Raw genomic sequence first — 24,441 nt, forward strand, 5'->3', positions numbered from 1 at the left:
CTTCTATACGCGCGTGTCCGGGCCACCCCTCACAATGCCCACCAATTTTTGACGCGCGCGAGAAAGCCGCGTCTCGACCGTCTTAACACTGATGCCCAGCGTCATTGCTGTCTCCTGCTGGCTCAACCCCTCAACCGTGCACAAAATCAACACGTCTTTCAGCTTGGCCGGAAGCTCCGCGATCGCACTGGCGGTCGCGGCAAGCTCGGCGCGGTCTGCAGCAAGTGTTTCCGCAGAAGGCGTATCATCAGCGATCCAGTCCGCCGTGTGCTCGGGCATCGGCAGGCCGATGAACCGCCTGACCGCGCGGCGACGAGCCCAGTCCCGGCATTTGTTCAGCGTAATGGCGCTGATCCAGGCCTTGAAAGGTCGCTCGGGATCATAGCGGTTGAGCGCAGCAAACGCGGCGACGAACGCTTCCTGCGCAATATCGAAGGCTTCTTCGGGATCGCCCGTCGCCGAGCGCGCAAGCCGGTAGACGGTCTCACGGTAGCGCTCAACCAGCGCACGTTGCGCGCCGGACCCTCCGGCCCGTGCGTCGCGTATAAGCGCCGCATCCAGATTGTCTGAGGTCACTGCGGCTGTGTAGCGAGGCTCTTGCTAACCACCGCATCGAACCGCGCCTGTTGATCGGGACGAAGAATGGCCCGCATCGCGAAAACATGCTCGAGCGTCGCCTTCTGGAGATCCCCCATCGCATCATGCGTATCGTCCACCGCCGCAGAAACGCGGGGACCATTTTCATGTTCGGCGGCGATGGCGTCGCCGAGGAGTGCATTGCTTCGCCTGAGCCGGTCTTCGAGCGCCTCGCGCCGCGCAGCAAACTGGCGCTCCAGTGCGGTCAGTTCTTGTTCCTGGGCCGGATCAAGGTCGAGCTCACCATGAATCAAGGCATGGAGTTCAGCCCCACCATGGTGCGGTGCGGGTTGAAGCATGCGCCCAAGCCACACCCCGACCAGCGCGAGCGCAATGATCAGGCCTGCCGCCAAGGCGATACGACGAAGGTTCATTCCTGACCCAATGCAATCAAGGGCGTAAGCGAAGAAGGCGGCCCGAAGGCAGCCAGGGGCACCTCGGCGCGTGCTGGCACCTGGAGCCCGCCGACGACCCCCATCCCCAACGACACAACGAGCCCCAGTCCGAGCATAGCCCGCGTCTGCCGCACCTCGTTCTGCGCGCGAGCCGCCAGCCTTCCGCCGTCAAGGGCGGAAAGATCCGGCACGGGAAGCCCGGCCAGTCGGGCGAGATTTGCGTCGAGGTCCATCATGAAGCTCCTTCGGGATTGTATACGCGGGCGCGGCAAATACCCCTCATGTTGCCACCTTCGATCCTGCATTTTCTTGGTCAAAGCTGAAAGCATCGATGATGGGACAGGGTCCGGATTGTTCCGACGCACAGTCATCTGCGAGCCTGACGAGGGCTCCCCGCATGGTTTGCAACGTCGCGATTTTCTCATCGAGAGCCGCGATCCTAACGCGTGCCAGATTCTGCGCCGCTGTGCGATCGCCCGTATCGAGAGCAAGAAGGGTCGCGATCTCGTCAAGCGTGAAGCCCGCAGTCTGCGCCGAGCGGATCGATTGCAAACGGCCAAGATCGATGCGCGTATAGCGGCGTGGCCCCTCATGCCGCGCAGGCTGCGCCAGCAATCCGCGCCGCTGATAATAGCGGATCGTCTCGACATTGACCCTGCCTGCGCGGGCAAATTCACCAATTTTCATTTTCACCCTTGATTCCGTACCATGGTACGGGACCTATATGGGCTGCATTGCTGCGATCCAAAGGAAATCTCCAATGCCCAAGCCCATAAAAACCGCGGTGCTCCACCGCATGGTAATGCCCAATCACACATGTCCTTATGGCCTGAAATCCAAGCATCTGCTCGAAACGCGCGGCTACAAGGTCGATGATCGGCACCTTACCACGCGCGAACAGACCGACGCGTTCAAGGCTGAACACGGCGTTGCAACCACCCCTCAGACTTTCATCGATGGCGAGCGCATTGGCGGGCATGACGACCTGCGGCGATACTTCGGGATCAAGGTCCTGGATCCTGCTGCAACCAGCTATCGCCCGATCATCGCGCTCTTCGCCATGACCGCAGCGATGGCAATTGCGGCCGGCATCGCGGTCGATGGCACGTCTCTGAGTGTTCGCGTTGCGGAGTGGTTTATCGCCTTCAGCATGTGCGTCTTGGCGCTGCTCAAGCTCCAGAACGTCGACAAGTTTGCGACCATGTTCCTCAATTACGACCTCTTGGCAAAGCGCTGGGTGCCTTATGCGACCCTTTATCCTTTCGCTGAGGGCCTCGCCGGTGTGCTGATGGTCTCGGGCCAACTGCATTGGCTATCGATACCGGTGGCGCTGTTCATCGGCACGATCGGTGCGATCTCGGTCTTCAAAGCCGTCTATATCGACCGACGCGAACTCAAATGCGCTTGCGTCGGCGGAGACAGCAATGTGCCGCTGGGCTTTGTATCATTGACCGAAAATCTGATGATGATCGGCATGGCAGTGTGGATGATGACCTAGAGCGAAGATCGCATATTCAGCGATGCAGCGCCGTCTCATCAGTGCACGGAACAGCTTCTGTCTGAATCGTGACGTGATGGACTGCGAACTGCGCTTCCAGCATGTCTGCCACGGCGCGGCGCACCCTCTCCGCATCCTGCCCTTCACCAATCGCAACATGCGCGGTCAGGCTGGCGTCATCGCCCGCCACCGACCACAGGTGCAGGTCATGCACTCCCGTGACGCCGGCAATCTCGCCCATCGCGGCGCGGATGGCCTTGAGGTCAAACCCGCGCGGCACGCCTTGCAGAAGGATATGCGTGGTATCGCGCAGCAATATCCACGTGCGGGGTAGAACCCAGAGGCCGATCGCAATCGCGACGAACGGATCAATCCAGTTGAGACCGGTGAAATAGATCATGACGGCGGCAGCGATGACCCCAAGCGAGCCAAGCATATCGGCCCAGACCTCGAGATAGGCCCCCTTGAGGTTCAGGCTGTCCTCTTTGCCACCGGCGAGGATCCGCATCGCAATGAGGTTCACAATCAGCCCCAGCGTTGCGACAATCAGCATGCCCACGGATTCGACGGGCTGTGGTGCAAAGAACCGCCCGATCCCCTCGATGAGAATGTATCCGGCGACCGCAAACAGCAGGATCGCGTTGAACGCCGCCGCCAATATCTCGAATCGCCGATAGCCGAAGGTGCGCTGATCATCGGGCGGACGCTGGCCGATCTTCACCGCCGCCAGCGCAATCGCCAGCGCCGCGCTGTCGGTAAACATGTGCGCAGCGTCGGAAAGCAGCGCCAGGCTGTCAAAGACAAAGGCACCGACCAACTCGGCGATCAGGAACGTCGTGGTCAATCCAAGTGCAATGGCAAGGCGACGGGTGCTGGCACCAGCGCCATGGCTGTGGCCCTGGTGACCGGCATTGCCATCATCGTGACCCGCGCCCATCAGCTTGCCACCAAGGAGCCATTGCAAGGACCGCCAGGAGCCGATGCACTTCGGTTACCGCTGCTGGTCATCGGGTATCTCCTGATCTTTGGTCTATTTTACTGGTCATTCATCTAAGCCATCACGGGCGAAAGCGGCTGAGGCTCATCATCTGAAAAGCGCCTGGCTTCCCGGTCGAGCACAAGCCGGGCCAGCGCGGGCAGGACGACCAAAGTCAGCAAAGTCGCCGAGATCAGCCCACCGATCACGACAGTGGCAATAGGTCGCTGCACTTCTGCCCCCGTGCCGCTCGCCAGCGCCATCGGCACGAAACCAAGACTGGCCACCAATGCCGTCATCAGCACGGGTCGCAAACGCATCAGCGCCCCTTCGCGCACCGATTCCACCACGCCCTTGCCGTTCTGACGCAGCGCAAGGATGCTCGACATCATGACCAGCCCATTGAGCACTGCCACGCCCGACAGAGCGATGAAGCCAACCGCTGCAGAGACCGAAAAGGGCATGCCACGCAGCCATAGCAGCAGCACGCCCCCGCTCAGCGCGAGCGGGACGGCGGAGAAGACCATCGCCGCACGGCTTGCCGACCCCAGCGCTGCGTAAAGCAAGGCGAAGATCGCCGCGAAGACAAGTGGCACCACAATACTGAGGCGATTTTGCGCACGTTCGAGATTCTCGAACTGGCCGCCCCAGTCGATCCACAGACCCGGAGGAATCTGCACATCATTGGCGACCGCGGCTTGCGCATCGGCAACGAACGAGCCCAAGTCCCGCCCGCGCACATTAGCCTGCACAACAACCCTGCGCTTGCCGTTTTCGCGGCTGACCTGGTTGGGTCCGTTTTCAATGCGGAAGCGAACGAGCTGGCCAAGCTGCACTGACCGCGCCGTGCCATCTGCCGATGGCAATGCAACTGGCAAGGCCGCAAGCGCATCGAGATCGCGCCGCTGCTCTTCGGGCAGGCGCACCACGACATCAAACCGCCGATCGCCTTCGAACACCAGCCCGGCCTCGCGGCCGCCGAGCGCGATCTGCACCACATCAGTCACATCGCCAACCGACAGACCATAGGCTGCAATCGCCGCCCGGTCGAAATCGATCACCAGCGCCGGCAATCCTTCGGTCTGCTCAACCTTGACATCCGAAGCACCGTCGACCGCGCGCAGCGCAGCTGCAACGCGCTGCGCCGTGGCATTGAGTGTTTCGAAATCATCGCCGTAGACCTTGACCGCCACATCCGATCGAACGCCCGAAATCAGCTCGTTAAAGCGCATCTGGATAGGCTGGCTGAACTCATAATTGTTGCCGAGCAGCGTGTTCAGCCGGGCTTCCACCCGGGCAATCAGCGCGGCCTTTTTTTCGGACGGATCGGTCCACTCCTCTCGTGGGTGCAGGATCACGAAAGTGTCGGACACATTGCCGGGCATCGGGTCAGTCGCCACTTCCGCCGTGCCCGTCTTTGAAAAGACCGTCGCGACCTCCGGAAAGCCAGCGATCACCCGTTCGACCTGCAACTGCATTGAGGCCGATTGCTCGACACTCGTCGACGGGATCCGCATCGCGTGGAGCGCGAAATTCTTCTCGTCGAGCTGGGGAATGAACTCGCGACCAAGGCTGGTGAAGGCGACGAGCGCGACAAGGAAAATCGCCGCTCCCGAGCCGATGGCCACCCATGGCCGGGCAAGCGCCTTGTCGAGCAATGGCTCATAACGGCTCCGCGTTGCCGCCAGCACGCGCGGCTCCTTCTCCTCGACCTTGCCAGTCACGAGCAGCGCCACCATCGCTGGTACGAAGGTCAGCGAGAGGACAAAGGCTGCGGTCAGTGCCAGCATCACGGTGATCGCCATCGGCGCGAACATCTTGCCTTCCACCCCGTCGAACGCGAGCAGCGGCAGATACACCAGGATAATGATGGCCTGACCGAACACCGATGGGCGGATCATCTCGCGCGCCGCAACCATCACTTCGTGAAGCCGCTCCTGCAAACTGAGCAACCTGTCTTCATGATGCTGACGCTCGGCCAGACGGCGCAGGCAATTTTCAACGATGATGACCGCACCATCGACAATCAGACCGAAATCGAGCGCGCCGAGACTCATCAGATTGCCTGAAACACCCCCTTTGACCATCCCGATTGCCGCCAGCAGCATCGACAGCGGGATCACCAGCGCCGTGATGATGGCAGCGCGGAAATTGCCGAGCAGCAGAAACAGGACGACAATAACAAGGAGCGCGCCCTCGGTCAGGTTCTTGGCCACCGTGCTGATCGTCGCATCAACCAGCACCGAACGATCAAGCACCGGCGTCACGACAATACCGGGCGGGAGGGCCGCGCCGATCTCATCGAGCTTCTCGGCGGATTCCGCCGCCACCGTGCGGCTGTTGCCACCTGCAAGCATCAGGGCGGTGCCAACCACAGCGCCATGACCATTGACGCTGGCTGCACCCGTGCGGACCTCGCGGCCCGACGAAATGGTCGCCACATCAATGACCCGCACCGGCGCCCCGCCTCGCTGGGCAATCACGATATTGGCAATTTCAGACCCGCGTGACACCCGGGCATCGGCGCGAACCACCAGTCCTTCCCCGCTGCGCTCGACCACGCCCGCACCGCTCGATACATTGCCACGTTCGAGCGCGTCGACGAGATCGGTCATCGAAAGACCGGCGGCGGCCAGACGCACCGTATCGGGTGCGACCTCATATTGCTTCACGAAACCGCCGATGGCGTCGACACCCGCAACATTGGCAACCTGACGCATCTGTGGCCGAATGATCCAGTCCTGGACCGTGCGCAGGTAGGTCAGCCGCTCTTCCGGCGTCGTCAGCCGCTGTCCCTCAGGAGTAAGATAGCTGCCGTCAGTTTGCCAGCCCGGCTGCCCGGCCCGCGCGCGCGGAGCCCCGCGCCCGTCGGGATGCGCGAAGTCGACCGTCCACATCAGCACTTCGCCAAGGCCGGTAGATACCGGTCCGATCTGTGGATCCACCCCCGGCGGCAACGTGCCCGCCGCCTGCGTCAAGCGCTCACCTACTTGCTGGCGGGCGAAATAGAGATCGGTATCATCGGTGAAGATCACCGTGACCTGCACAAACCCGTTACGCGAAATCGAGCGGGTTTCAACGAGGCCGGGCATGCCCGCCATGGCAGTTTCAATAGGATAGCTGACTTGGCGTTCCATTTCCGTCGGCCCGAGCGAGGGCGCAACGGCGTTGATCTGCACCTGCCGGTTGGTGATGTCGGGCACCGCATCGACAGGCAGTTGTACAAGCTGGGTCGCACCATAAATGGCGGCAAACGCGGTCAGGAGGACCACCAGCACCCTTCGCTCGACGGCGAAGGCGAGGATTTTTTCAATCATGGTTCGTCCTCTCAATGATCATGTTCGGCCTCGGCCTTGCCGAGTTCCGCTTTGAGGACGAAGGCATTGACGGTCGCGACGCGTTCGCCGACGCGCAGACCCGAGATGATCGGCACGGCGGAATCGCTGCCAGTGCCCACCGTCACCGGCCGCACGACAAAGCCGCGCGGCGTGCGCACGAAAACAACACTGCGCCCCTCAACCTCCTGGATCGCGCTGCGCGGCACCACTGGCACCCGCTGGCTATCGCTCCCGGGCGTCGTGACCCGCGCACTGACATTCTGGCCGACACGAAGGTCGCCATCGCGATTGTCGATGGTGGCGATCGCCTTGGCCGCCCCGGTGGCCGGATCAACAGCGGGAGAGAGGAACCGGATACGGCCCGTGTGCGGGTGATCGCTACCCTGAACAGAAAGCATCATCGTCTGGCCGACCCGAACGCGCTGGATATCGCGCGCAGGGATCATCAATTCCGCCCAGACCGTGCGCGGATCGGCAACCTGAAAAAGCTCGCGCTCGGGCGGAACATATTCACCCGGCGTAACGGTCACCGAAGTAACCTCACCCGCAACCGGCGAACGCAGCATCATCAGCCGGGTGGTGCCTCCTCCCGTCCCTGCACCCAGCGCACGCAAGGCTTGCTCGGCTTGCTGCGCATCAATTCGCGCCGCATCGTAGGCGGCTTGCGCTGCTTCATATTCCTGACGTGCCGTGACACGTTGGCGGAACAGACTTTCCTCTCGCGCAAGAACAGTGCGTGCGGCTTCGGCTGCGCGCCGTGCGCGTGCCGATGCGCCCTGCGCCTCGGCAACCTCGCGGCTGTCAATGACAGCGAGCGCATCACCTACCGCGACCCGGTCGCCGAGCTGGCGCAAGATCCGCACGACAACGCCCGACGTGCGTGCGGTGACATGACCGACCGACTGTGTCGGCGGCACGAGCACGCCCGCCGTTGTCACTTCGCCCCCGGCAAAGCCTTCTCCGACTGCCGCAACCACGATCCCTGCTGTGCGCAGCTGCGCTTCGGTCACCATGATGGTGCCTTCCCCTGGCGCCACCTCGGCCTCCGCATCGCCGCCAGACTCAGCGCCGTGAGCAGCTTCATCACTCTGTGCTGCGTCGCCGCGCAGCACATAGCCCGCGCCGCCACCTACAAGGGCAATGATCGCGGCCCCGCCGATCAGGGCCAGCATTTTTCGGTCAATCGTCATGATCAGTTCTCCTCGCGCGCATAGGCGCGATTGAGCGCGGCAATCGCGCGGGCCCGGTCAAGCCGGGCTTCAATGATGGAACGGCGCGCCGTCGTCAGCGCGCCCTGGACGTCGAGCAATTCAAGCAGCGAGAAGCGCCCGGCATTGTAGCCGACCTGCCCCAGCCTCACTGCCTCCTCGGCTTGGGCAAGGCCAGGCCCCTCAAGTGCGGCCAAGCGCGTCTCGGCAGCTTCGACCAGCATTTGTGCCTGCGCCCTGTCTCGCCGCGCCTCGGCTCGCACACGCTCTGCCTGATATTCGGCTGCGGTCTCGTCCGCTCGCGCCGCCTCGATCCCGCCGCGATTGCGGTCACGGATCGGAATTGGCAGCGATAGGCCAGCAACAAACGCGGTATCGCGCCCGTCATTGAAACGCCGCAGACCGCCGCTGACCGTGACATCAGGAACAGCGGCCGACTGCGCCAGCGTCACCTGCGCTGCAGCCACGCGGCGTTCCGCCTCGGCAAGCCGCTCGTTGATGCCGATGAAGGCAGGATCGTTGGTTGTTCGTCGGGGCTGCGGCGAACCGGCTGCGACCGTCAGATCTGGATCATCTGACCCAACCAGCACTGCGAGGTTCCGCCGTGCGGCAAGCATGAGACTGAATGTTTCAACCTCGGCGGCACGGGCCTCGGCAAGCGCCGCTTGGGCACGCAATTGCCTTAGCGGCGGATCGCGGCCCGCTTCGACCAGAATGCGCGCGGTGTTGGCAAGCGATGACGCTTGCGCAGCATTGTCGCGCGCCAGCGTTGCCTGATCCGTCGCCGCTGCCAGCTCGGCAAAGGCCAGTTCAACGTCGCGAACCAGATCAATGCGCTCGCGCAGCAGGGCCAGGGCCACCACGTCACGCTCGCTTGCCGCAACGGACCGCCGGGCGCTTCGCTGACCCCCGATCTCGAGCTGCTGGCTAAGCGCCAGCGTTGTTTGTGTGCTGTCCAAGCCGCGGAAGGGACCGCTTCCGGCGAAATCCTCGACCTCGAGGCTGACCTGCGGATTGGGACCAACATTGGCCTGACGTGCGCGCGCTTCGGCAGCGTCGACACGCGCCGCAGCTGCAGCAAGGCGCGGTTGGCTTGCAATGGCACGCTCGATCGCAGTCTCGAGCGTTATGGGTTCGGCCAAGGCCGGAAAGGCAGTGGCCAGCGCCGCAGCCATAAGGGCGGCGCGCAAGGATATGGGCATGAAAGACTCCTGAACTTGGCATGCGTTCAGCGCGCGAACCCACAGGTCCGTGCGCCGTTACGGTGCAAGTTCAGGCAGAAGGTGGCTGAAGCGGCGGGGCTTGCGCCAAAGAGCTCAGGATGGCGCTGTCTTGTGGCCGCATCGCGACACGGGCCAGCGACAGGCTTTCGACCATGACCGGCGCGCCGGCATTAAGACCCACGCTGCAATGGTGATGAACCACGGCGTGGCAGGGAGAATTTTCATCGTCGGGAGCATGGTCGCGATGCGCTGCTTCGGCATGGCCGCTTACGTCTGACGAAGCAATGACAGCACTAAAAGGCAAGGCATCATGCGCCATCGACGGCGATTCTACGCCGCCGAATGCCAGTCCAACCGCCAGCCAAAACAGAAGAAGCACGCGCGCCATCATGGCCGCACTAGCTTGAAAGGGTTAATCAAGCAATCTGACAGCTGCGATGTCACGAAATCAGTTCCTGCTGGCGCAACGCTTCCGCCAGATCGGCAGGTATTGGCATCGGCGCAAACGCGCTCACATTAGATCGCCCGGAATTACCCACCGGCAACCGGCCCGTCAGCGAACCCAGCGGAGCCAGCAAAATCCGGATGACTTGGCCCAGCATTTCGCTCCAATCGCGCCGTCGGATCGCAAACCCCAGCATGGCGCCATGACTGGCGAGATGTGGGCCAAGATAGGGCTGCGAAACGATATGAACCCGCTCCAGATGGTGCCACGCACGATCATCGTCGCCGGCTTCTAACGCTAACCGGTATGCCGCCATTTCGGCCGCGATCACCCACCGCGCAGCAAAGCTATTGGCAAGCCCCCGCCAGCGCCGCTGCCGGTGCCAATAGAAGATCTGCGCGAAGGCCCAGATGAACGGGGTCAGGGCTCCGGCCGAAACTTCGACCTCGTCGATGTAACGCGTCCCGCCGTCCTTGTCCGGCGCGACCGTAATCCAATGATCCCACTTCGAGATGAGGGCACTATAGCCGTCATCACGCAGTCGCTTGGGCCATTGGGTGCCCTTAGGTTCATGCAGCGAGCTCACGATCCACTGGGTCCCGAAGGGGATCATGCCGAACAGCCGGAGCTCAACCTGGTAGCGCCCGCCGGGCTGAAAGCTCTCGAACGCCGCGTCATCGACCGGGATAAAATGCACCAGCGGCCAAGCGATATGCTGCAACAGGCGCGCAGTCTGCACCTCGGCCCAGACAGTTTCCGGCTTGAGCGCGATACGTGTCGATCGGGAAACCTTCATGTCGTAACGCTCCGCAATTCAAGCCGCGCCTGCTGGACGATCTGAATGCCGCCGCTGATCCCGAGCAGCGCCAGGAGCGCAGCAACAATAAGGTCGGGCCAGGCTGTCCCGGTGCCGAACACGCCGAGCGCAGCAGCCATCACGGCAATATTGCCGATCGCGTCATTGCGTGAGCAGATCCAGACCGAACGCATGTTCGCGTCACCCGTCCGAAAGCGGTAGAGCATGATGGCGACGCCAGCATTGGCTGCGAGCGCGAGCGCGCCGATGATCCCCATCAGTTCAGGTTTGGGTGCAGCTCCGCCCAATGCCGCCAACACCGCTGTGATCATGACCCAACCGCTCAGGCCGATAAGAGTAAGCCCCTTGGCAAGGGCAGCCCGTGCCCGCCACGCCAGCGCCATCCCGGCAACCAGCAGGCTGATCGCGTAATTGGCAGCATCACCCAGAAAATCGAGTGCGTCCGCCTGCAGCGCACGGCTGTCAGCAGCGGCACCTGCCGCCATCTCGACAGCGAACATGCCGGCGTTGACGCCGAGCGCGATCCACAAAGCCCTGCGCCAGCGCGGGTCATTCAGCGTTGCCGTCGTTCCGCACGCGGCCTTGCAGCAATCATCAGCCATCATCTTGCCTTCTCGACAAATCCCGAGTCGGCACTCTATCTACACCCTGTAGCAACTACAGGGTCAAGCCCGAAGGAGTGGCAATGAAGATTGGCGAGCTCGCGAGCGCCACGGCGACCAAGGTCGAGACGGTGCGCTATTATGAAAAGATCGGGCTGTTGCCGCCACCCGCACGGACAAGTGCCAATTACCGTGCCTATGGCCATGATCATCTGGCTCGCCTGTCGTTCATCCGCCGCGCCCGCGATCTCGGTTTCACGCTCGAAGCCGTGCGCGAGCTGCTCACGCTATCGGATGACAAGGCCCAATCCTGCGATGCAGTTGATGGTATCGCGCGCGTCCACCTCACCGAAATCGACCGCAAGGTTGCCGATCTGACAGCGCTGCGCGTCGAGCTTGATCGGATCATCGGTTCCTGCCGTCACGGGACGGTGGCCGACTGCAAGATCATCGAGACCCTGGCCCCGCGCACTGTGCCCGCGAAGTGATGGACGATCGCTCCACCGACAACGCTGCTTCGGCCTCGCGTTCATGCATGCGGCAGGCGGCGTTGACGATACTGCGACACGAAGCGATGGTCTGGACAGGCCCGCGACCTCCACGGATCAATTCATGACCATGCCGACCCTGCAAACCGGACTAATTTATGCCTTCGCCGCACTGGCAGAAATCGCCGGTTGCTTCTCGTTTTGGGCATGGCTGCGGCTCGGCAAATCTCCCTGGTGGGTTGCGCCGGGCATGGTTTCGCTTGCGATCTTCGCATGGCTGCTGACGCTGGTCGATACGCCCGCCGCAGGCCGCGCGTTTGCAGCCTATGGCGGCGTTTATATCGCAGCATCACTGATTTGGCTTTGGAGTGTCGAAGGCGCGCGACCCGACCGCTGGGATGTCATTGGCGCTGCAATTTGTCTCGCCGGAGCAGGGTTGATCCTGATGGGACCGGGACGATCAGCCTCATGAGGTTCATTCGCAAGTCGCCATTACGGCCTTAGCATATTGGACTAGCACTCAGTAATTCGGTGATTTTTTTGTCCCACAACTCCAATGCCTTCTGCTTCTCTGCGTCATATTTGTACCGGTTATAGATGCCAGCTACCCCTGCCCGCGTTCCGCTGATGTGATTGAGCACGGCTTCGGTTACCTCAATCGGAATGCCAAGTGCCTGAAGGTTGGTTGCTCCCGTCCTGCGGATATCATGGAAACGCCACTCGGGGATCACGATCGGGGTCATTTCCACATTCAGATGGCCAAAGCGCTCTGCGATGATGCGCAACATATGCTCGTCAAGGGTACGCTTGGCCTTGGAGAAGCCCGATACCGGGGTCTTGCCTGTGGTAGTGAAAACCAGGCCTGACCGCTTTGGGCTCATAGCCCGCAACTGTTCGACCGCGAGCGGCGATAGCGGCACAACATGGGCTTCGTCATTCTTGGTGCGCTCAGGCGGGAGGGTCCAGGTCTTGGCCTCGAGGTCGATCTCGCTCCAATCCATCTCGGCGACCTCCTGCCGACGCTGCATCGTCAGGATCAGCAGCCGCACATAGGGTCCCCATGGCCAACCGACATGCTCGCAGGCATTCCACAGGCAGACGATTTCTTCGTGGCCTAGGACCCGCCGCCGCGATGCAACAGCCTTGGGAGCCTTCATGCCTGCCAGCGGCGAGACCTCGATGTCCTCGCGGTCGACCGCCCAGTTGAACAGTTTGCGCAGCAACGAATGGACTGCCTTCCGCTGGCCAGGCCGGTCGGCATAGTCGTCCATCAGCTTGACCATGTCGCTCCGTTTCAGTGCCGACAGAGGCCGCTTACCCCACCGCGGCTTGGCAATGTTCTCCAAGATCCGCATGGCTTCTGGCCAGGTGTCGGGCCAGTTCGCTTGCAGGTACAGGTCGACGAACAGGTCACAGTAGGCCGAGAAGTTGAGCGCCTTCTCGCGGCGCTTCAATTCGCGTTGCTGTTCGACCGGGTCGATGCCCTGCCGGACCAGCATGAGCAGGCGCTCGGCCTCGCGCCGTGCCGTCTGCGTCGTCCACGGGCTGCCATGGATACCGATGGTCTTGCGCCGCGCTGAGCCACCCTCGATCCGGTACTGCAGCACATAGCTCTTGACGCCGCGCGGTGTGACCCGCAATCCAAAGCCTCTGAGGCCGGTGTCCCAAGTGTAAACATCGCCCGACGCGCTGGGCTTGGCAGCCTCGATTGTTCGCAAGGTGATCGACTGACTGGGCATGGTTTTCACGCTCCCACGTAATCGCCACGTAATCATTTGCGGGAAAGCCGTGGCGTAGGTTAAGGTAATCCACGGCAGAATTAATCCAACCGTTTCAAGCCTTTGAGCGTAGTTTGGCGTAGCATGGAGTGTGATTGGAAAGGCCCCGGAAGGCCCCTCTTAATCAGCGGGTCCTTGGTTCGAGCCCAAGTGCGTCCACCATCCTTTATATCGCGATAGAATAGCGCCGGGTGGCTTCACCCTCCTGATGGCGATCCTGCGTCTTGCGTGGCCGGGATCTCGATCGGGGTTGCAGCGCAAACGGTGCGCAGCGCCTGTTTCAAACCTTCTTCGATCGTGGGGTGATAGAACGGCATCGTCAGAACCTGCGTCGCGGTCATCTCGTTCTGGATAGCCCACGCCAACAGGTGTCCGAGATGCTCACCTGCCGGTGCGACAAGATCGGCACCAATCAGCACACCATCGGGCGCTGCGGCATAAAGCGTCACTGCCCCTTCAGCCCGCGCCTCAACCCGGGCGCGCCCTTGATCGGAATAGTCCGAACAGCCGCTGACTGCGCCATCCGCTTCAGACTCGCCAATGCTGACGACTGGCGGATCGGTAAATGTGATGGTGAAAGGGACATGCCGATCGGTCTTGACCTCCGCCGGATAAGCCGCCGCATTTCGGCCGGCAATCGCGCCATCATGCGATGCCTCGTGCAGCAGCGGCAAATCATTGGCCACATCGCCTGCAAGGAATATCGGACTGTCGCCGCATCGCATGGTGGCACGGTCGTGACAGGGCACGCCATCACTGTCCAAGGCGACCTGGGCGTTTTCTATTGCAATCCCGTCCAGCACCGGCGGACGGCCTACTGCGACGATCACATAATCGAACATGGCTTCGCCCACTGATTTCCCCTCCCAGCGCAGGCACACCTCATCGCCGCGGCGTTCAGGGGTCACATCCACCCCCAGATGGACTTCCAGTTCATCACTGATAATGGCTTCCAAGGCATCGTGAACCCGCGGGCAGCGCACCTTGGCCATCGTTTCGGACTTGTCGAACAACGCGACGGCAACACCCAGACCGGCAAAGGCTTGTGCCATTTCCAGGCCAATGGCCCCTGCCCCCACCACAGCCAATCGGCGAGGCAACGTTGCCAGTTCGAATATGGTCCGGTTGGTCAGGGCCCGATCGCCGAGTTTGGCGAAGGCATCGGGCATTGCCGGACGCGAGCCTGTGGCGATTACAATTGTCTTTGCAGTGATTGAGCGCCCGTCGTCCAGATCAAGCGTACAACGGCCGGAAAATTTGGCGCGCGCCTCAATGCGGATTCCATCAGGTATTTCGCGGATGGATTTGCGTGTGAGAGCTGCGAAACGATCACGTTCGTCTTGGACCCGCTGCATCACGCTCTCACCATCAACACTGACATCGCCGACGTTGACACCAAAGACTTGCGCGCGATCAACCGAACGCCGGGCCTTTGCCGCGGCGATAAGCAGCTTTGATGGCATGCAGCCTACGTTGGCGCAGGTGGTTCCATCAAAATTCGGATCGATCAGCAGCGTTTTCGCGCCATTGGCGCGGGCGGCGCGTTCAGCCGCCAGACCAGCGGTGCCTGCACCGATGATGGCCACATCACACAATAGTTCGATGGGCGCGCTCATACAGGCGTTACCACGTGAAAAGCGATGATCGTCGCTGCGTTTGAGGTGCAATCAATCATGAAACTCTCCAAAGCCAGGCAAATCACGGCCTAAATTCACCCATATGTGTCACGGTGTGCCGACAGTGTGTCCTGTACATCGTCAAGTGCGGACAGGATTTCCGTCTCCCAGCCTCCTTCAGGCAAGGTGCGTACCGCAGAATGAGCGGCGCAAACGACCGGGGTTCCAGTCCAATCGCTTGCAATCTTTCGCGCCCACCGCACGTAATCGTCTGCAGCGCCGGGTCGTTCCTGAAGTGCCTTTTTCAGCATGGGATGAAACCGCAAGCGCGGTTCCGGAAGGACGGCCTTCAAAATTTCCGGGGGCATCAGCACGTTTATCGTATCATCGACGTGAACGATCCCGCTGGAACGGTGGCGAACAATCACTGATGATACGTGTACGCTGTCATCGGAACTGACGAAATCGACCCCGTCAGGGATGGTGAATTCGAGTGCATCGGCAAATTGATTCTGGGTCTCGGCGTCTTCAATGGCATCGGCGTCCCATCCAAGATCAGAAACCTCTTCCCGGTGCCGCCGGGTGCCGATCATGCGGGCGTTGGGCAGCGCCGATCGCAGCGCTTTGCAATGAATGGTATGAAACGGATGGACATTTATGATCGCGTCGACCGCGTTTCCGTTGTCCGTCAGCGACAAGAGATGCGCCAGATCATCCTCGTCAAGATCGTAGGAATCAAGCACGATAAAACGGCCATTAGGCCGCCGAACCAGCGACATCTGCGTGCCGATATCAATAACCTTCGCAACCTTGAAGGAACCGCGAAAATTCCAAAAATGATCATGCAGCTGTTTCACGTCGACTCCTATGGGTGCGTTCGTGGGGGTTCTGCTGATCTAAGACTACTGGCATACCAATGTTCCATTGAACCGGCTTAGCGCGGTGCACCGCCCACCGCCTGATAAAGGCCCACCATCGTCGTCAATTCATCAGCGCGGGTCTGTACAAGCGACAGCTCGACCCCCAGCAAGGCACGCTGCGCATCGATCTGTTCGATATAAGGGGTATAGCCTGCGCGGTAACGATTGATCGCGTGGCGCAGGGCATCGGACACAGCCGTTCGCTGCGCTTCGAGCGACCGTTCCTGCGCGGACAAATTGGCTAGCGTCACCATGCGGTCTTCAGTCTCGCGCAAGGCGTTGAGAAGAGCCGCGCGATAGGCCCAAGCGGCCTGATCGCGCTGTGCCGTTGCTGCATCAAGTTGCGCGCTCAGACGGCCTCCCTGAAAGATCGGGGCGAGAATGCTGCCGCCCAGCGACCATACTGCGATCGGATCGGCCAGAAGGTCTGAAATCGCCACGCCTGCGCTGACGCCCAGATTGATCGAGGGCAGAAACTGCGCCCGTGCAACCCGCATTTGCGCATCAGCGGCGGCCACACGATATTCGGCCGCAGCAATGTCAGGCCTGCGTCGAAGCAATTCCGAAGGCAGGACATCAGGCGGTGGTGGCAGCGTGATGTCGGTCAGCGCACCTCCGCGCGCGATCGCTCCGGGCGCATCGCCAACCAACGCCGAAAGCGCGTTTTCCTGACGCGCGATCTGGGTCTTCAATTGCGGAACCAGCTGAATGGTTGCTTCGTATTCAGCCTCCGCCTGCCGCAGTTCCAGTTGCGAGGTGTAACCAACCTCCGCGCGGTCCCGCGCAAATTTCAGCGCTTGCCGTCTCGCCTCGACAGTGCGTTCCAGAACCGACATGCGCGCATCCAGCGCAAGCAGCGTGATGTAACCTGTCGCAGTGGCGGCTGCTACCGAAAGGCTTGCCGCCTCCGCGCTGGCCGATGCCGCCGCTACCGCCGCTTGTGCGGCCGCTACGCGCGATGCGTTCTTGCCAAACAGATCGATCTCATAAGCGGCCTGAAATGAAGGCTGCACTGCGATCAGGTCGAGCGGCTGACCGAACGGCGACACTTCGCGCCGTTCGCCGCCTTCCACGCCTGCACCGAACGTTGGCAGAAGAAACGCACGGGATGCACGTTCTGTTGCGCGGGCTTCTTCGATGCGGGCGGCGGCGATCAGAATATCGGGATTGCTGGCACGCGCTTTCGCAACCAGCGCAGACAATCGCGTATTGCCAAAACCTTCCCACCACGTAGACTCAACAGGTGCAGTTACCCCCAAATCGGTGCGCCATGCGACGGGCGGCGGGGCTTCTGTCGCTACAGGCGCATCTCTGATCATGGGCGCGCAGCCCGCAAGTCCCAGCGATAGGCCGAGCACAAGAAACGAAACGCCGCGCATCCCGGTCATTTGCCGGTATGCACGGTTGCGATGACGGACATTCCGGGCCCCAGCCGTTTGGCTGCCGTTTGGCCGCGATCAAGCACAATGCGAACCGCGATGCGTTGCGGCACCTTGACGAAATTGCCTGCGCCCGTGTCCGGTTTGACGATGCTGAATTCGCTGCTCGCCGCCGGGGCGATGCTTTCGACCCGCCCCGACAGGAATAAGCCCCCTAAAGCGTCAATTTCAAGCGTTGCACGCTGGCCTTTCGCCATACCTTCGGTTTGCGATTCCTTGAAATTGGCCACGACCCACAATTCGTCGGGCACGATATACATCAGCTGCGTCCCGGCACTGACAAGCTGGCCTTCACGCGCCAGAACTTCACTGAGACGGCCGGAACGCGGCGCACGAATTTCAGTTCGCGATAGTTCAAACTGGGCAAGTTCGCGCGATGCTTCGGCGCCTGCAACCTGCGCTTCAAGCGCGCCGCGACCGACAGTTACCGAACGAACGTTCTCTTCCGCGATGGCGCGCTGGGCCTGCGCCTGACGAACCTGCGCCTGGGCTTGCTGCAATGCGGCCCGCGCCTGATCGCGTTCGCGCAGGGACACCGACCCTTCATCAACCAGTTCGGCAATGCGGTTCATGTCAGCCCGCGCCTTCTGATAACCAGCCTGCGCGCTGGCAACAGAGGCGTCCTGCAATTCCATTTGTGCCTGTGCCGATCGCAGGCTTTGTACGCTGTTGGCAAGGTTGGCGCGCTGTGCTGCCGTGTTTGCCTCACCTTGCTGCACCTTACCGCGGAAGGGTGTGTCATCGATGCGCGCTAGCAAATCTCCCTTTGTGACCCTTTGAAAATCTGTCACGGTAACATCGACCAGATAACCCGCGACCTGCGGACTGACGATTGTGGTGCGGCCGCGAACATAGGCGTTGTTGGTCGTCTGATCTCCGCTTCCGAACGGGGGCAACCCCCATGCATAAAGCGCAGCGAGCACGCCGATCGCGATTAACGCAGCCGCCGCAATCACCCGGTTTCGCGAAACGTCGGGCGACCATCCCTTTTCTACGGCAGGCCCGGCTTCGGCGGGCTTATTCGTGACCGTATCGGCAATGGGTTGTTCGGAAGATGTCATTTCTGCGTCCTTGCGCGCATGTCTTCAAGAAAGGCCAATTCTTTTGCCAAAGGATTGCGCCCCCGGATCCGGTTCATCACCCAGGGCACGAACAACAACGCGAACGTGAGCGCTGACAGCGATGCGATCAGAAAGAACACATCGTTGAAGGCAAGGACCGCCGCTTCTCGTCCAATCCTCTGCGATATGTCCGCGGCGGTGATTTGCTGAATCACTGCTGCATCCTGCTGCAGGGGGACCGTCCGCGCTGCGGCATTGCTGACCGCCTGCGACAGCTGCGCGTTGCCCAAGGCCAAGGTGCTGGCGGCATCGATCAGATGGGTCTTCAATCGCACGGTGTGAAACGCCGACAAGAGCGAGATCCCCGCCAGCCCTCCCACCGACTGCGACAGCGAAAAAACAGCGATGAAACTGATCACAAAATTCTGACCCGCCGCCAGCGCCCGCAGCATCCCTTCCATCAAAACCGGTCCCATCGCAAACACCGCGGCAAAGGCAATGGCTGCTTGGGAAATGTACAGATCTTCGGGACGGGTCAGGATGCCGGTACGTGTGTCGGCATAGGCAGCTACACCGATCACAAACACCGCAAACAGCACGGGCCGGGTCAGATCTTTCGGGTCGAGCCGGATGATCGAAAGGATCATCCCGGCCAGTGTCGCACCTGTCAGTATCCAGAAATAGCTCGTCAGCTGTTCGTTTCCATAACCCAGCGCCGCAAACATGCCGGTGGCACCAAACCCCTGTTCGGCGACGAGAATGCGTACCGTCGCACCGATCGCCGCGATCCCCAGAACGGCACGGCTCGACAGCCAGCTGAGATCGAGCATGGGAGCCTTGCGGTTTGCCTCGATCAACAGACACCCACCCAACCCGACAATTGCCAAGGCGGCAGCATACCCGAGCCACGGCGCATCCCACCACTGGATTCGGCCCTGAATGAGAAACGCACACAACGCACCAACGCCAATCATGAACAACGCGATGCTCGGAATATCCAACGGCTCAAAAGTCTGTTTGCGCACCCCGGGGGGCAGGCGCAGCAGGTAGACCATCCCCAAACCCAGCAAGGACAGGCCAAACTGAAACACGAAAATGCGGTCCATGTCGCCATCGATCACCAGCACTGGAGACAACGCCCGCGCCATGGGAAACGCCACTTGCGTGAGCCCCAGCGACAGCACCAACCCTGCAATCCGTACCGCAGGCGGAAGACCTTGCATGAGATAATAAATGGCAAGCGCCGAAAGACCGCTGGCAGCGATGCCCGCCACAGCACGCGCCGCCATCTCGCCATAATAGCCCGGCCCGATCAATTGCACAAAATTGGCTGCGACAAGCCCGGCCATGGCCCATCGCACAAACAGCTGGATCCCGAATTCCTGCCGGACACGAAACAGCAGCATGCTCATCGTCGCATAGGTGGCGTAGAAGGCAACTGTCAGCCAACCCGCCTCTACCGGGGTCAGCGCGAATTCGGCCTGCAATGCGGGCGTGTTTGCCAGCAGAAAGCCGTTTTGCGCGCCGCCGACCAGGCCGATGAATGTACCGATGAGAAAGTACCCAGCGCGCCGAGCGGGCGGATGATCGGGATTAGCCGGAGAGCCGGGAAGGATCGGCATTTCATGCGGCTTAAATTCATAACCGCTCGCGTCGTCAAAAAGAACCGCGCGCGAGTTTACAGCCCCTTTGTCCGATGGATTGTTGAAACCGGAGCTGTCGGACCTTTGCGACATTCAGATCCCCTTGCACACAATCCTACAGATGGCCCTAGTTCAAGAGTGATCTGATGGTCGGGCCCTTATCTTAAGCCGCAAATTTGCACCAGCGAAGACTGGAAGTGGGTTTTAAATTAATACTGGTACTAACGGCATTGCGCTCACATCGAAATGTGATATTCCGCCGCCATGAACACATCGATCATCACACGCATTCGCGATCTTGTCACATCAGGAACAATGACCCGTGCTGGGCTTGCGAGGGCTGCGGGCCTTCATGCCAATACCTTGCGCGATTGCACTGATGACAGCTGGAACCCGACAGCTGAGACGTTAAACAAGCTTGAGACCTTCCTTGATGCCAATGCCGACAAGCCCGTGCTTGCCACGATCGAAGAAATTATTGACGAAGCACGCAATGGCCGGATGTATATTCTGGTTGATGATGAGGACCGCGAAAACGAAGGCGATCTTATCATTCCGGCACAGATGGCCACGCCGCAGGCGGTAAATTTCATGGCCACACACGGACGTGGCTTGATCTGTCTTGCTTTGACGAAGGATCGTGTCGACCACCTTGGGCTTCAGCCGATGAGCCGCAACAACAAGGAATCGATGCAGACCGCCTTCACCATTTCGATCGAGGCAAAAGAAGGCGTTACTACCGGCATTTCGGCGGCTGATCGCGCCCGCACGATTTCAGTGGCCATCGATGCCGCCAAGGGTGCTGATGACTTGGTGACACCGGGGCACGTGTTCCCGCTAATGGCCCGCGATGGCGGCACGTTGGTGCGCGCTGGCCATACCGAGGCGGCAGTCGATATTTCCCGACTGGCGGGCCTCAACCCGTCGGGCGTGATTTGCGAGATCATGAATGACGATGGGACCATGGCCCGCCTTGATGATCTTGTGAAGTTTGCGCGGCGCCATGATCTCAAGATCGGCACGATCCGCGACCTGATCGCCTATCGGATGCGCAACGACCATCTGGTCGAACGGCTGGCCGAACGTGCGTTCACCTCCGACTACGGCGGCCAATGGCGGATGATCACCTATCGCGACCGGGTTGCGAGCAGCGAAGCCTATGTTCTGCAAAAAGGGCACATCATCCCGGGTGAGCCCACCCTTGCCCGCGTTCATCCAATTTCGGTATTTGACGATGTGCTGGGCGCACCAGGTCATCGCAAGCGCACCTTGCAGCGCGCCATGGAAGCGATTGGTCACCATGGATCGGGCGTAATCGTGATCCTGACAGGGCGCGTTGGTACGGGCGAATGGCGCGCTGACGAAGAAATGCGCAACATCGGCATCGGCTCACAGATACTCGTCGATCTGGGTGTTTCCGACATGGTCCTGCTTTCCAACAGCCGTCCCGATCTGGTCGCACTCGAAGGCTATGGCCTGACCATTACCGATTTCCACCCCATTCCGGAGTAACAGTCATGGCTGATATCCTTATCGTCGAAGCGCGCTTCTACGCCCATCTGAACGACATGCTGATCGCGGGCGCGCGCACCGCGCTGGAAGCTGAAGGCCACAAGGTCGAGGTGCTGACAGTTCCCGGTGCGCTGGAAATCCCCGGTGCGATCGCGCTGGCAACCGAAGCCGATCGTTATGATGGCTTTGTTGCGATCGGAGTGGTGATCCGCGGCGAAACCTATCATTTCGAAATCGTTGCGGGCGAAAGCGCGCGGGCGATCATGGCGCTGACGATGGACGGGATTGCAATTGGCAACGGTATCCTGACCGTCGAAAATGAAGATCAGGCTCTGGTTCGCGCTGATCCGGCGCAGAAGAACAAGGGCGGCGAAGCAGCCAAGGCCGCGCTCGCGCTGATGGAACTTCAGGATCGGTTTGCAGGTTAAGTCGCGTCCGTCATCCTGTCCCGCTTCGGGATGGCGGCCCGACTACGTACTTTCCCTCTGTAGATTTGCATAAGGCTTTAACGCGATACCCTACCAGCTTCTGCTGTCGCAACTGGGTCGGGTGCGATAGGAGAATAGATCAACCCAAAATGGATTTTACAGTGGAAAACCTCTCCCCGACCGCCCCGCGAGTTGTTGGCCTAGATGACATACTTGCAACGCTAGAACAGCAACTGACAAACCTGGATCGTATGGGCGCGCACATCGCCGCCGCCCACGTCGATGCCGCCATTCAACAAATGCGGCGTGATATCACCCATCGCTGACTGCCTTGTCACTAACATGGTTTATTACGGGAAAATAAGAACATGCGTACTTTCCCGTAAAGCCATTTCGGCTTGGTTGACGTATCAACATACTCTTGAATGCACACGGTTTAATATCGGCGAACATTCCTGAAGGCGGTTGCATGAGCGAAAATTCACGCGAGTCTACACTTGATCGTAATAACTTGGACCTGTTACTGCCCATGTCTCCCTTTCATCCGTTCGCTGACGAATTGATGGAGATTGCGGTACGCTTGCGTGATGCGGCCGATGGCAGATCGTCGATGCGAGAGACCCGCATCGCACCCCCGCCTGCTTCGGGCCGCTGCCGGCTTACCATGGCGCGTCGGACCTATGCGTTGCGTCGTAAGCGCGAAGCACTGTTCGGCAAACCCGACCTGTTCGGCGAACCTGCCTGGGATATCATGCTCGATCTGTACATCGCTCAAAGCGAAGGCAAGTTAGTGTCCGTTTCCAGCGCATGCATCGGCTCTGCCGCACCTGCAACCACCGGCCTTCGGTGGCTGACCGTACTTGCCGAAGAGGGGTTGATCGTGCGCGAAAAGGATGCAGATGATCACCGCCGCGTGCTGGTCAGGCTGTCGCCCGAAGGCCGCGCGGCGATGGATCGGTTTTTCGACGCGGTCGAGTGTGGTTAGCCACGCGCTCCGAAACAATCGGCGCCCGCATACATCGCGCTGTCGCCAAGCTCTTCCTCGATGCGGATAAGCTGATTGTACTTCGCAAGACGGTCTGACCGGGCAAGCGAGCCAGTCTTGATCTGACCGCAGTTGGTAGCGACGGCCAGGTCAGCGATGGTTGCATCTTCAGTCTCACCCGAACGGTGGCTCATTACGCACGTATATCCAGCCCGATGAGCCATATCGACCGCGGCCAACGTTTCGGTCAGGGTTCCGATCTGGTTGACCTTGACCAGCAACGAATTGGCAAGACCACGCGCGATCCCATCCTTCAGGCGCGCAGGGTTGGTCACGAAGAGATCGTCACCTACCAGCTGCACGCTATCACCCAGCTTGGCCGTCAGCGCGGCCCACCCTTCGAAATCATCTTCGCTCATACCATCTTCGATCGAGCGTATCGGATAATCGGCAGCCAGCTTTGCAAGGTAATCAGCCATCTCTTGCGGCGACAGGCTGAGCCCCTCACCCGAAATTTCATATTTACCGCCGCGGAAAAATTCTGTCGCCGCGCAGTCGAGGGCGAGCACGATATCTTCGCCAGGCTTGAATCCGGCCTTGGATACGCTTTCCATGACGAAATCGAGCGCGGCGCGCGTGCTTGCAAGATTGGGCGCAAACCCGCCTTCGTCGCCGACGCTGGTCGACAGGCCCTTCTGTGCCAACCCCTTTTTCAGGGTATGGAACACCTCCGCACCCCAGCGCACAGCTTCCGCGATGCTGTCAGCTCCTATGGGCATGATCATGAATTCCTGAATATCAATCGGGTTGTCCGCGTGCTCGCCGCCGTTGATGATGTTCATCATGGGCACGGGCAACATATGCGCCGAAACACCACCGAGATAGGAATACAGCGGCAGTCCGCGGGCGTTGGCTGCAGCCTTGGCAACAGCAAGGCTGGTGCCAAGGATGGCATTTGCGCCAAGGCGTGCCTTGTTCGCACTGCCATCAAGCGCCATCAACGCCAGATCGATATCACGCTGATCTTCCGCATCGAAATGGTCGGTGAGCAGTTCGCGGATTTCGGTGTTTACGGCATCGACCGCCTTCAGCACGCCCTTGCCAAGATATCGCGCCGCATCCCCATCACGCAATTCCACCGCTTCATGCGCGCCGGTTGATGCACCAGATGGCACGGCCGCACGGCCGAAACTGCCATCGTCGAGCAACACATCGACTTCGACGGTCGGGTTGCCGCGACTGTCGAGAATTTCGCGTCCATGAATGTCGATGATGGCGGTCATGATTGGCTCCCGCAGGAAAGTGTTGTAAAGAGACAAGACACCTCCCCCGCGAGGAATCTCGTCGCGTGAGGTGCTCCGCTGGCCCTATGCTGTGGAACATTCCGGTGCAAGCGCACTTCAACTCGATGTTCAAACACAACAAGAATGGAA

At 60.6% G+C, this 24,441-nt stretch carries 25 protein-coding genes; 7 read left to right on the plus strand and 18 right to left on the minus strand.

What is annotated here, in order from left to right; all coding sequences use genetic code 11:
• Positions 1-3 precede the first annotated feature (3 nt).
• The 4 genes from SJY33_RS04965 to SJY33_RS04980 are packed head-to-tail and all read right to left on the minus strand — an operon-like array spanning position 4 to position 1,718.
• Positions 4-576 carry an RNA polymerase sigma factor gene (locus SJY33_RS04965; protein WP_301749535.1) on the minus strand — a complete coding sequence of 191 codons (573 nt, stop codon included), beginning with the start codon at positions 574-576 and terminating at the stop codon, positions 4-6.
• The gene (locus SJY33_RS04970) at positions 573-1,010 is read right to left on the minus strand and encodes a periplasmic heavy metal sensor (RefSeq protein ID WP_301749536.1); all 438 of its coding nucleotides are present in this window, start codon (positions 1,008-1,010) and stop codon (positions 573-575) included. Before SJY33_RS04970 ends, SJY33_RS04965 begins: the two co-directional genes overlap by 4 nt.
• Complete coding sequence (locus SJY33_RS04975) at positions 1,007-1,267, minus strand: hypothetical protein (RefSeq protein ID WP_301749537.1); 261 nt, start codon at positions 1,265-1,267, stop codon at positions 1,007-1,009. The genes SJY33_RS04970 and SJY33_RS04975 overlap by 4 nt, the downstream gene beginning before the upstream one ends.
• A 43-nt stretch (positions 1,268-1,310) precedes the next feature.
• A complete protein-coding gene (locus SJY33_RS04980) occupies positions 1,311-1,718 on the minus strand; it encodes a MerR family transcriptional regulator (RefSeq protein WP_301751110.1) in 408 nt (135 codons plus the stop codon).
• A 73-nt stretch (positions 1,719-1,791) separates the two neighbouring features.
• On the opposite strand from SJY33_RS04980, the gene SJY33_RS04985 reads away from it, so the two are divergent.
• Positions 1,792-2,529, plus strand: a complete 738-nt coding sequence (locus tag SJY33_RS04985; RefSeq protein ID WP_301749538.1) for a MauE/DoxX family redox-associated membrane protein — start codon at positions 1,792-1,794, stop codon at positions 2,527-2,529.
• Between the two features lie 16 nt (positions 2,530-2,545).
• On the opposite strand, the gene SJY33_RS04990 is transcribed toward SJY33_RS04985, so the two are convergent.
• Positions 2,546-3,466: a cation diffusion facilitator family transporter gene (locus tag SJY33_RS04990; RefSeq protein ID WP_379923521.1), complete on the minus strand. Its 921-nt coding sequence runs from the start codon at positions 3,464-3,466 to the stop codon at positions 2,546-2,548.
• Here SJY33_RS04990 and SJY33_RS04995 point away from each other — a divergent pair.
• Positions 3,416-3,583, plus strand: a complete 168-nt coding sequence (locus SJY33_RS04995; protein WP_379923609.1) for a hypothetical protein — start codon at positions 3,416-3,418, stop codon at positions 3,581-3,583. The genes SJY33_RS04990 and SJY33_RS04995 overlap by 51 nt on opposite strands.
• On the opposite strand, the gene SJY33_RS05000 is transcribed toward SJY33_RS04995, so the two are convergent.
• The 6 genes from SJY33_RS05000 to SJY33_RS05025 all read right to left on the minus strand — a co-directional run bounded on the left by SJY33_RS05000 (position 3,580) and on the right by SJY33_RS05025 (position 11,138).
• Positions 3,580-6,822 carry an efflux RND transporter permease subunit gene (locus tag SJY33_RS05000; RefSeq protein ID WP_379921484.1) on the minus strand — a complete coding sequence of 1,081 codons (3,243 nt, stop codon included), beginning with the start codon at positions 6,820-6,822 and terminating at the stop codon, positions 3,580-3,582. The two genes, SJY33_RS04995 and SJY33_RS05000, sit on opposite strands and share 4 nt — an antisense overlap.
• An 11-nt stretch (positions 6,823-6,833) precedes the next feature.
• Entirely contained in the window at positions 6,834-8,033 is a 1,200-nt protein-coding gene (locus SJY33_RS05005) for an efflux RND transporter periplasmic adaptor subunit (protein WP_379921486.1), read from the minus strand.
• A gap of 2 nt (positions 8,034-8,035) precedes the next feature.
• On the minus strand, positions 8,036-9,253 hold the full coding sequence (locus SJY33_RS05010; protein ID WP_379921488.1) for a TolC family protein: 1,218 nt from the start codon (positions 9,251-9,253) through the stop codon (positions 8,036-8,038).
• Between the two features lie 70 nt (positions 9,254-9,323).
• Entirely contained in the window at positions 9,324-9,653 is a 330-nt protein-coding gene (locus SJY33_RS05015) for a hypothetical protein (protein ID WP_379921489.1), read from the minus strand.
• Positions 9,654-9,714: 61 nt separating this feature from the next.
• Positions 9,715-10,515: a DUF3703 domain-containing protein gene (locus SJY33_RS05020; protein ID WP_379921491.1), complete on the minus strand. Its 801-nt coding sequence runs from the start codon at positions 10,513-10,515 to the stop codon at positions 9,715-9,717.
• Positions 10,512-11,138, minus strand: a complete 627-nt coding sequence (locus tag SJY33_RS05025) for a cation transporter (protein WP_379923522.1) — start codon at positions 11,136-11,138, stop codon at positions 10,512-10,514. Before SJY33_RS05025 ends, SJY33_RS05020 begins: the two co-directional genes overlap by 4 nt.
• An 83-nt stretch (positions 11,139-11,221) precedes the next feature.
• Between SJY33_RS05025 and SJY33_RS05030 the strand changes: the two genes are divergently transcribed.
• Positions 11,222-11,626 carry a helix-turn-helix domain-containing protein gene (locus SJY33_RS05030; protein ID WP_379921492.1) on the plus strand — a complete coding sequence of 135 codons (405 nt, stop codon included), beginning with the start codon at positions 11,222-11,224 and terminating at the stop codon, positions 11,624-11,626.
• Between the two features lie 124 nt (positions 11,627-11,750).
• A complete protein-coding gene (locus tag SJY33_RS05035) occupies positions 11,751-12,098 on the plus strand; it encodes a YnfA family protein (RefSeq protein ID WP_379921493.1) in 348 nt (115 codons plus the stop codon).
• A 28-nt stretch (positions 12,099-12,126) separates the two neighbouring features.
• Here the strand turns inward: SJY33_RS05035 and SJY33_RS05040 are convergent, their stop codons facing one another.
• The 6 genes from SJY33_RS05040 to SJY33_RS05065 form a co-directional block, all read right to left on the minus strand.
• Positions 12,127-13,401 (minus strand): tyrosine-type recombinase/integrase, encoded by a 1,275-nt coding sequence (locus SJY33_RS05040; RefSeq protein ID WP_379921494.1) that lies wholly within the window; start codon positions 13,399-13,401, stop codon positions 12,127-12,129.
• Between the two features lie 200 nt (positions 13,402-13,601).
• Complete coding sequence (locus tag SJY33_RS05045; protein ID WP_379921495.1) at positions 13,602-15,020, minus strand: dihydrolipoyl dehydrogenase; 1,419 nt, start codon at positions 15,018-15,020, stop codon at positions 13,602-13,604.
• A gap of 95 nt (positions 15,021-15,115) precedes the next feature.
• Complete coding sequence (locus SJY33_RS05050) at positions 15,116-15,877, minus strand: hypothetical protein (protein WP_379921496.1); 762 nt, start codon at positions 15,875-15,877, stop codon at positions 15,116-15,118.
• Positions 15,878-15,954: 77 nt separating this feature from the next.
• Positions 15,955-17,328, minus strand: coding sequence for an efflux transporter outer membrane subunit (locus SJY33_RS05055; protein ID WP_379921497.1), 1,374 nt, complete (start codon positions 17,326-17,328; stop codon positions 15,955-15,957).
• Positions 17,325-18,440 carry an HlyD family secretion protein gene (locus SJY33_RS05060; protein ID WP_379921498.1) on the minus strand — a complete coding sequence of 372 codons (1,116 nt, stop codon included), beginning with the start codon at positions 18,438-18,440 and terminating at the stop codon, positions 17,325-17,327. The genes SJY33_RS05055 and SJY33_RS05060 overlap by 4 nt, the downstream gene beginning before the upstream one ends.
• Entirely contained in the window at positions 18,437-20,176 is a 1,740-nt protein-coding gene (locus SJY33_RS05065; RefSeq protein WP_379921500.1) for an MFS transporter, read from the minus strand. Before SJY33_RS05065 ends, SJY33_RS05060 begins: the two co-directional genes overlap by 4 nt.
• A 171-nt stretch (positions 20,177-20,347) precedes the next feature.
• Here SJY33_RS05065 and ribB point away from each other — a divergent pair, with 171 nt between their 5' ends.
• The 3 genes from ribB to SJY33_RS05080 all read left to right on the plus strand — a co-directional run bounded on the left by ribB (position 20,348) and on the right by SJY33_RS05080 (position 23,008).
• On the plus strand, positions 20,348-21,595 hold the full coding sequence (gene ribB / locus SJY33_RS05070) for a 3,4-dihydroxy-2-butanone-4-phosphate synthase (RefSeq protein WP_379921501.1): 1,248 nt from the start codon (positions 20,348-20,350) through the stop codon (positions 21,593-21,595).
• Positions 21,596-21,600: 5 nt separating this feature from the next.
• Positions 21,601-22,023 (plus strand): 6,7-dimethyl-8-ribityllumazine synthase, encoded by a 423-nt coding sequence (ribH, locus tag SJY33_RS05075; RefSeq protein WP_379921502.1) that lies wholly within the window; start codon positions 21,601-21,603, stop codon positions 22,021-22,023.
• A gap of 529 nt (positions 22,024-22,552) precedes the next feature.
• On the plus strand, positions 22,553-23,008 hold the full coding sequence (locus SJY33_RS05080) for a MarR family transcriptional regulator (RefSeq protein ID WP_379921504.1): 456 nt from the start codon (positions 22,553-22,555) through the stop codon (positions 23,006-23,008).
• On the opposite strand, the gene eno is transcribed toward SJY33_RS05080, so the two are convergent.
• Positions 23,005-24,291, minus strand: coding sequence for a phosphopyruvate hydratase (gene eno, locus SJY33_RS05085; protein WP_379921505.1), 1,287 nt, complete (start codon positions 24,289-24,291; stop codon positions 23,005-23,007). The genes SJY33_RS05080 and eno overlap by 4 nt on opposite strands.
• Positions 24,292-24,441: the final 150 nt, after the last annotated feature.

This window comes from Erythrobacter sp. R86502 (genome assembly GCF_042466465.1).
In the GTDB taxonomy this organism is placed as follows: domain Bacteria; phylum Pseudomonadota; class Alphaproteobacteria; order Sphingomonadales; family Sphingomonadaceae; genus Erythrobacter.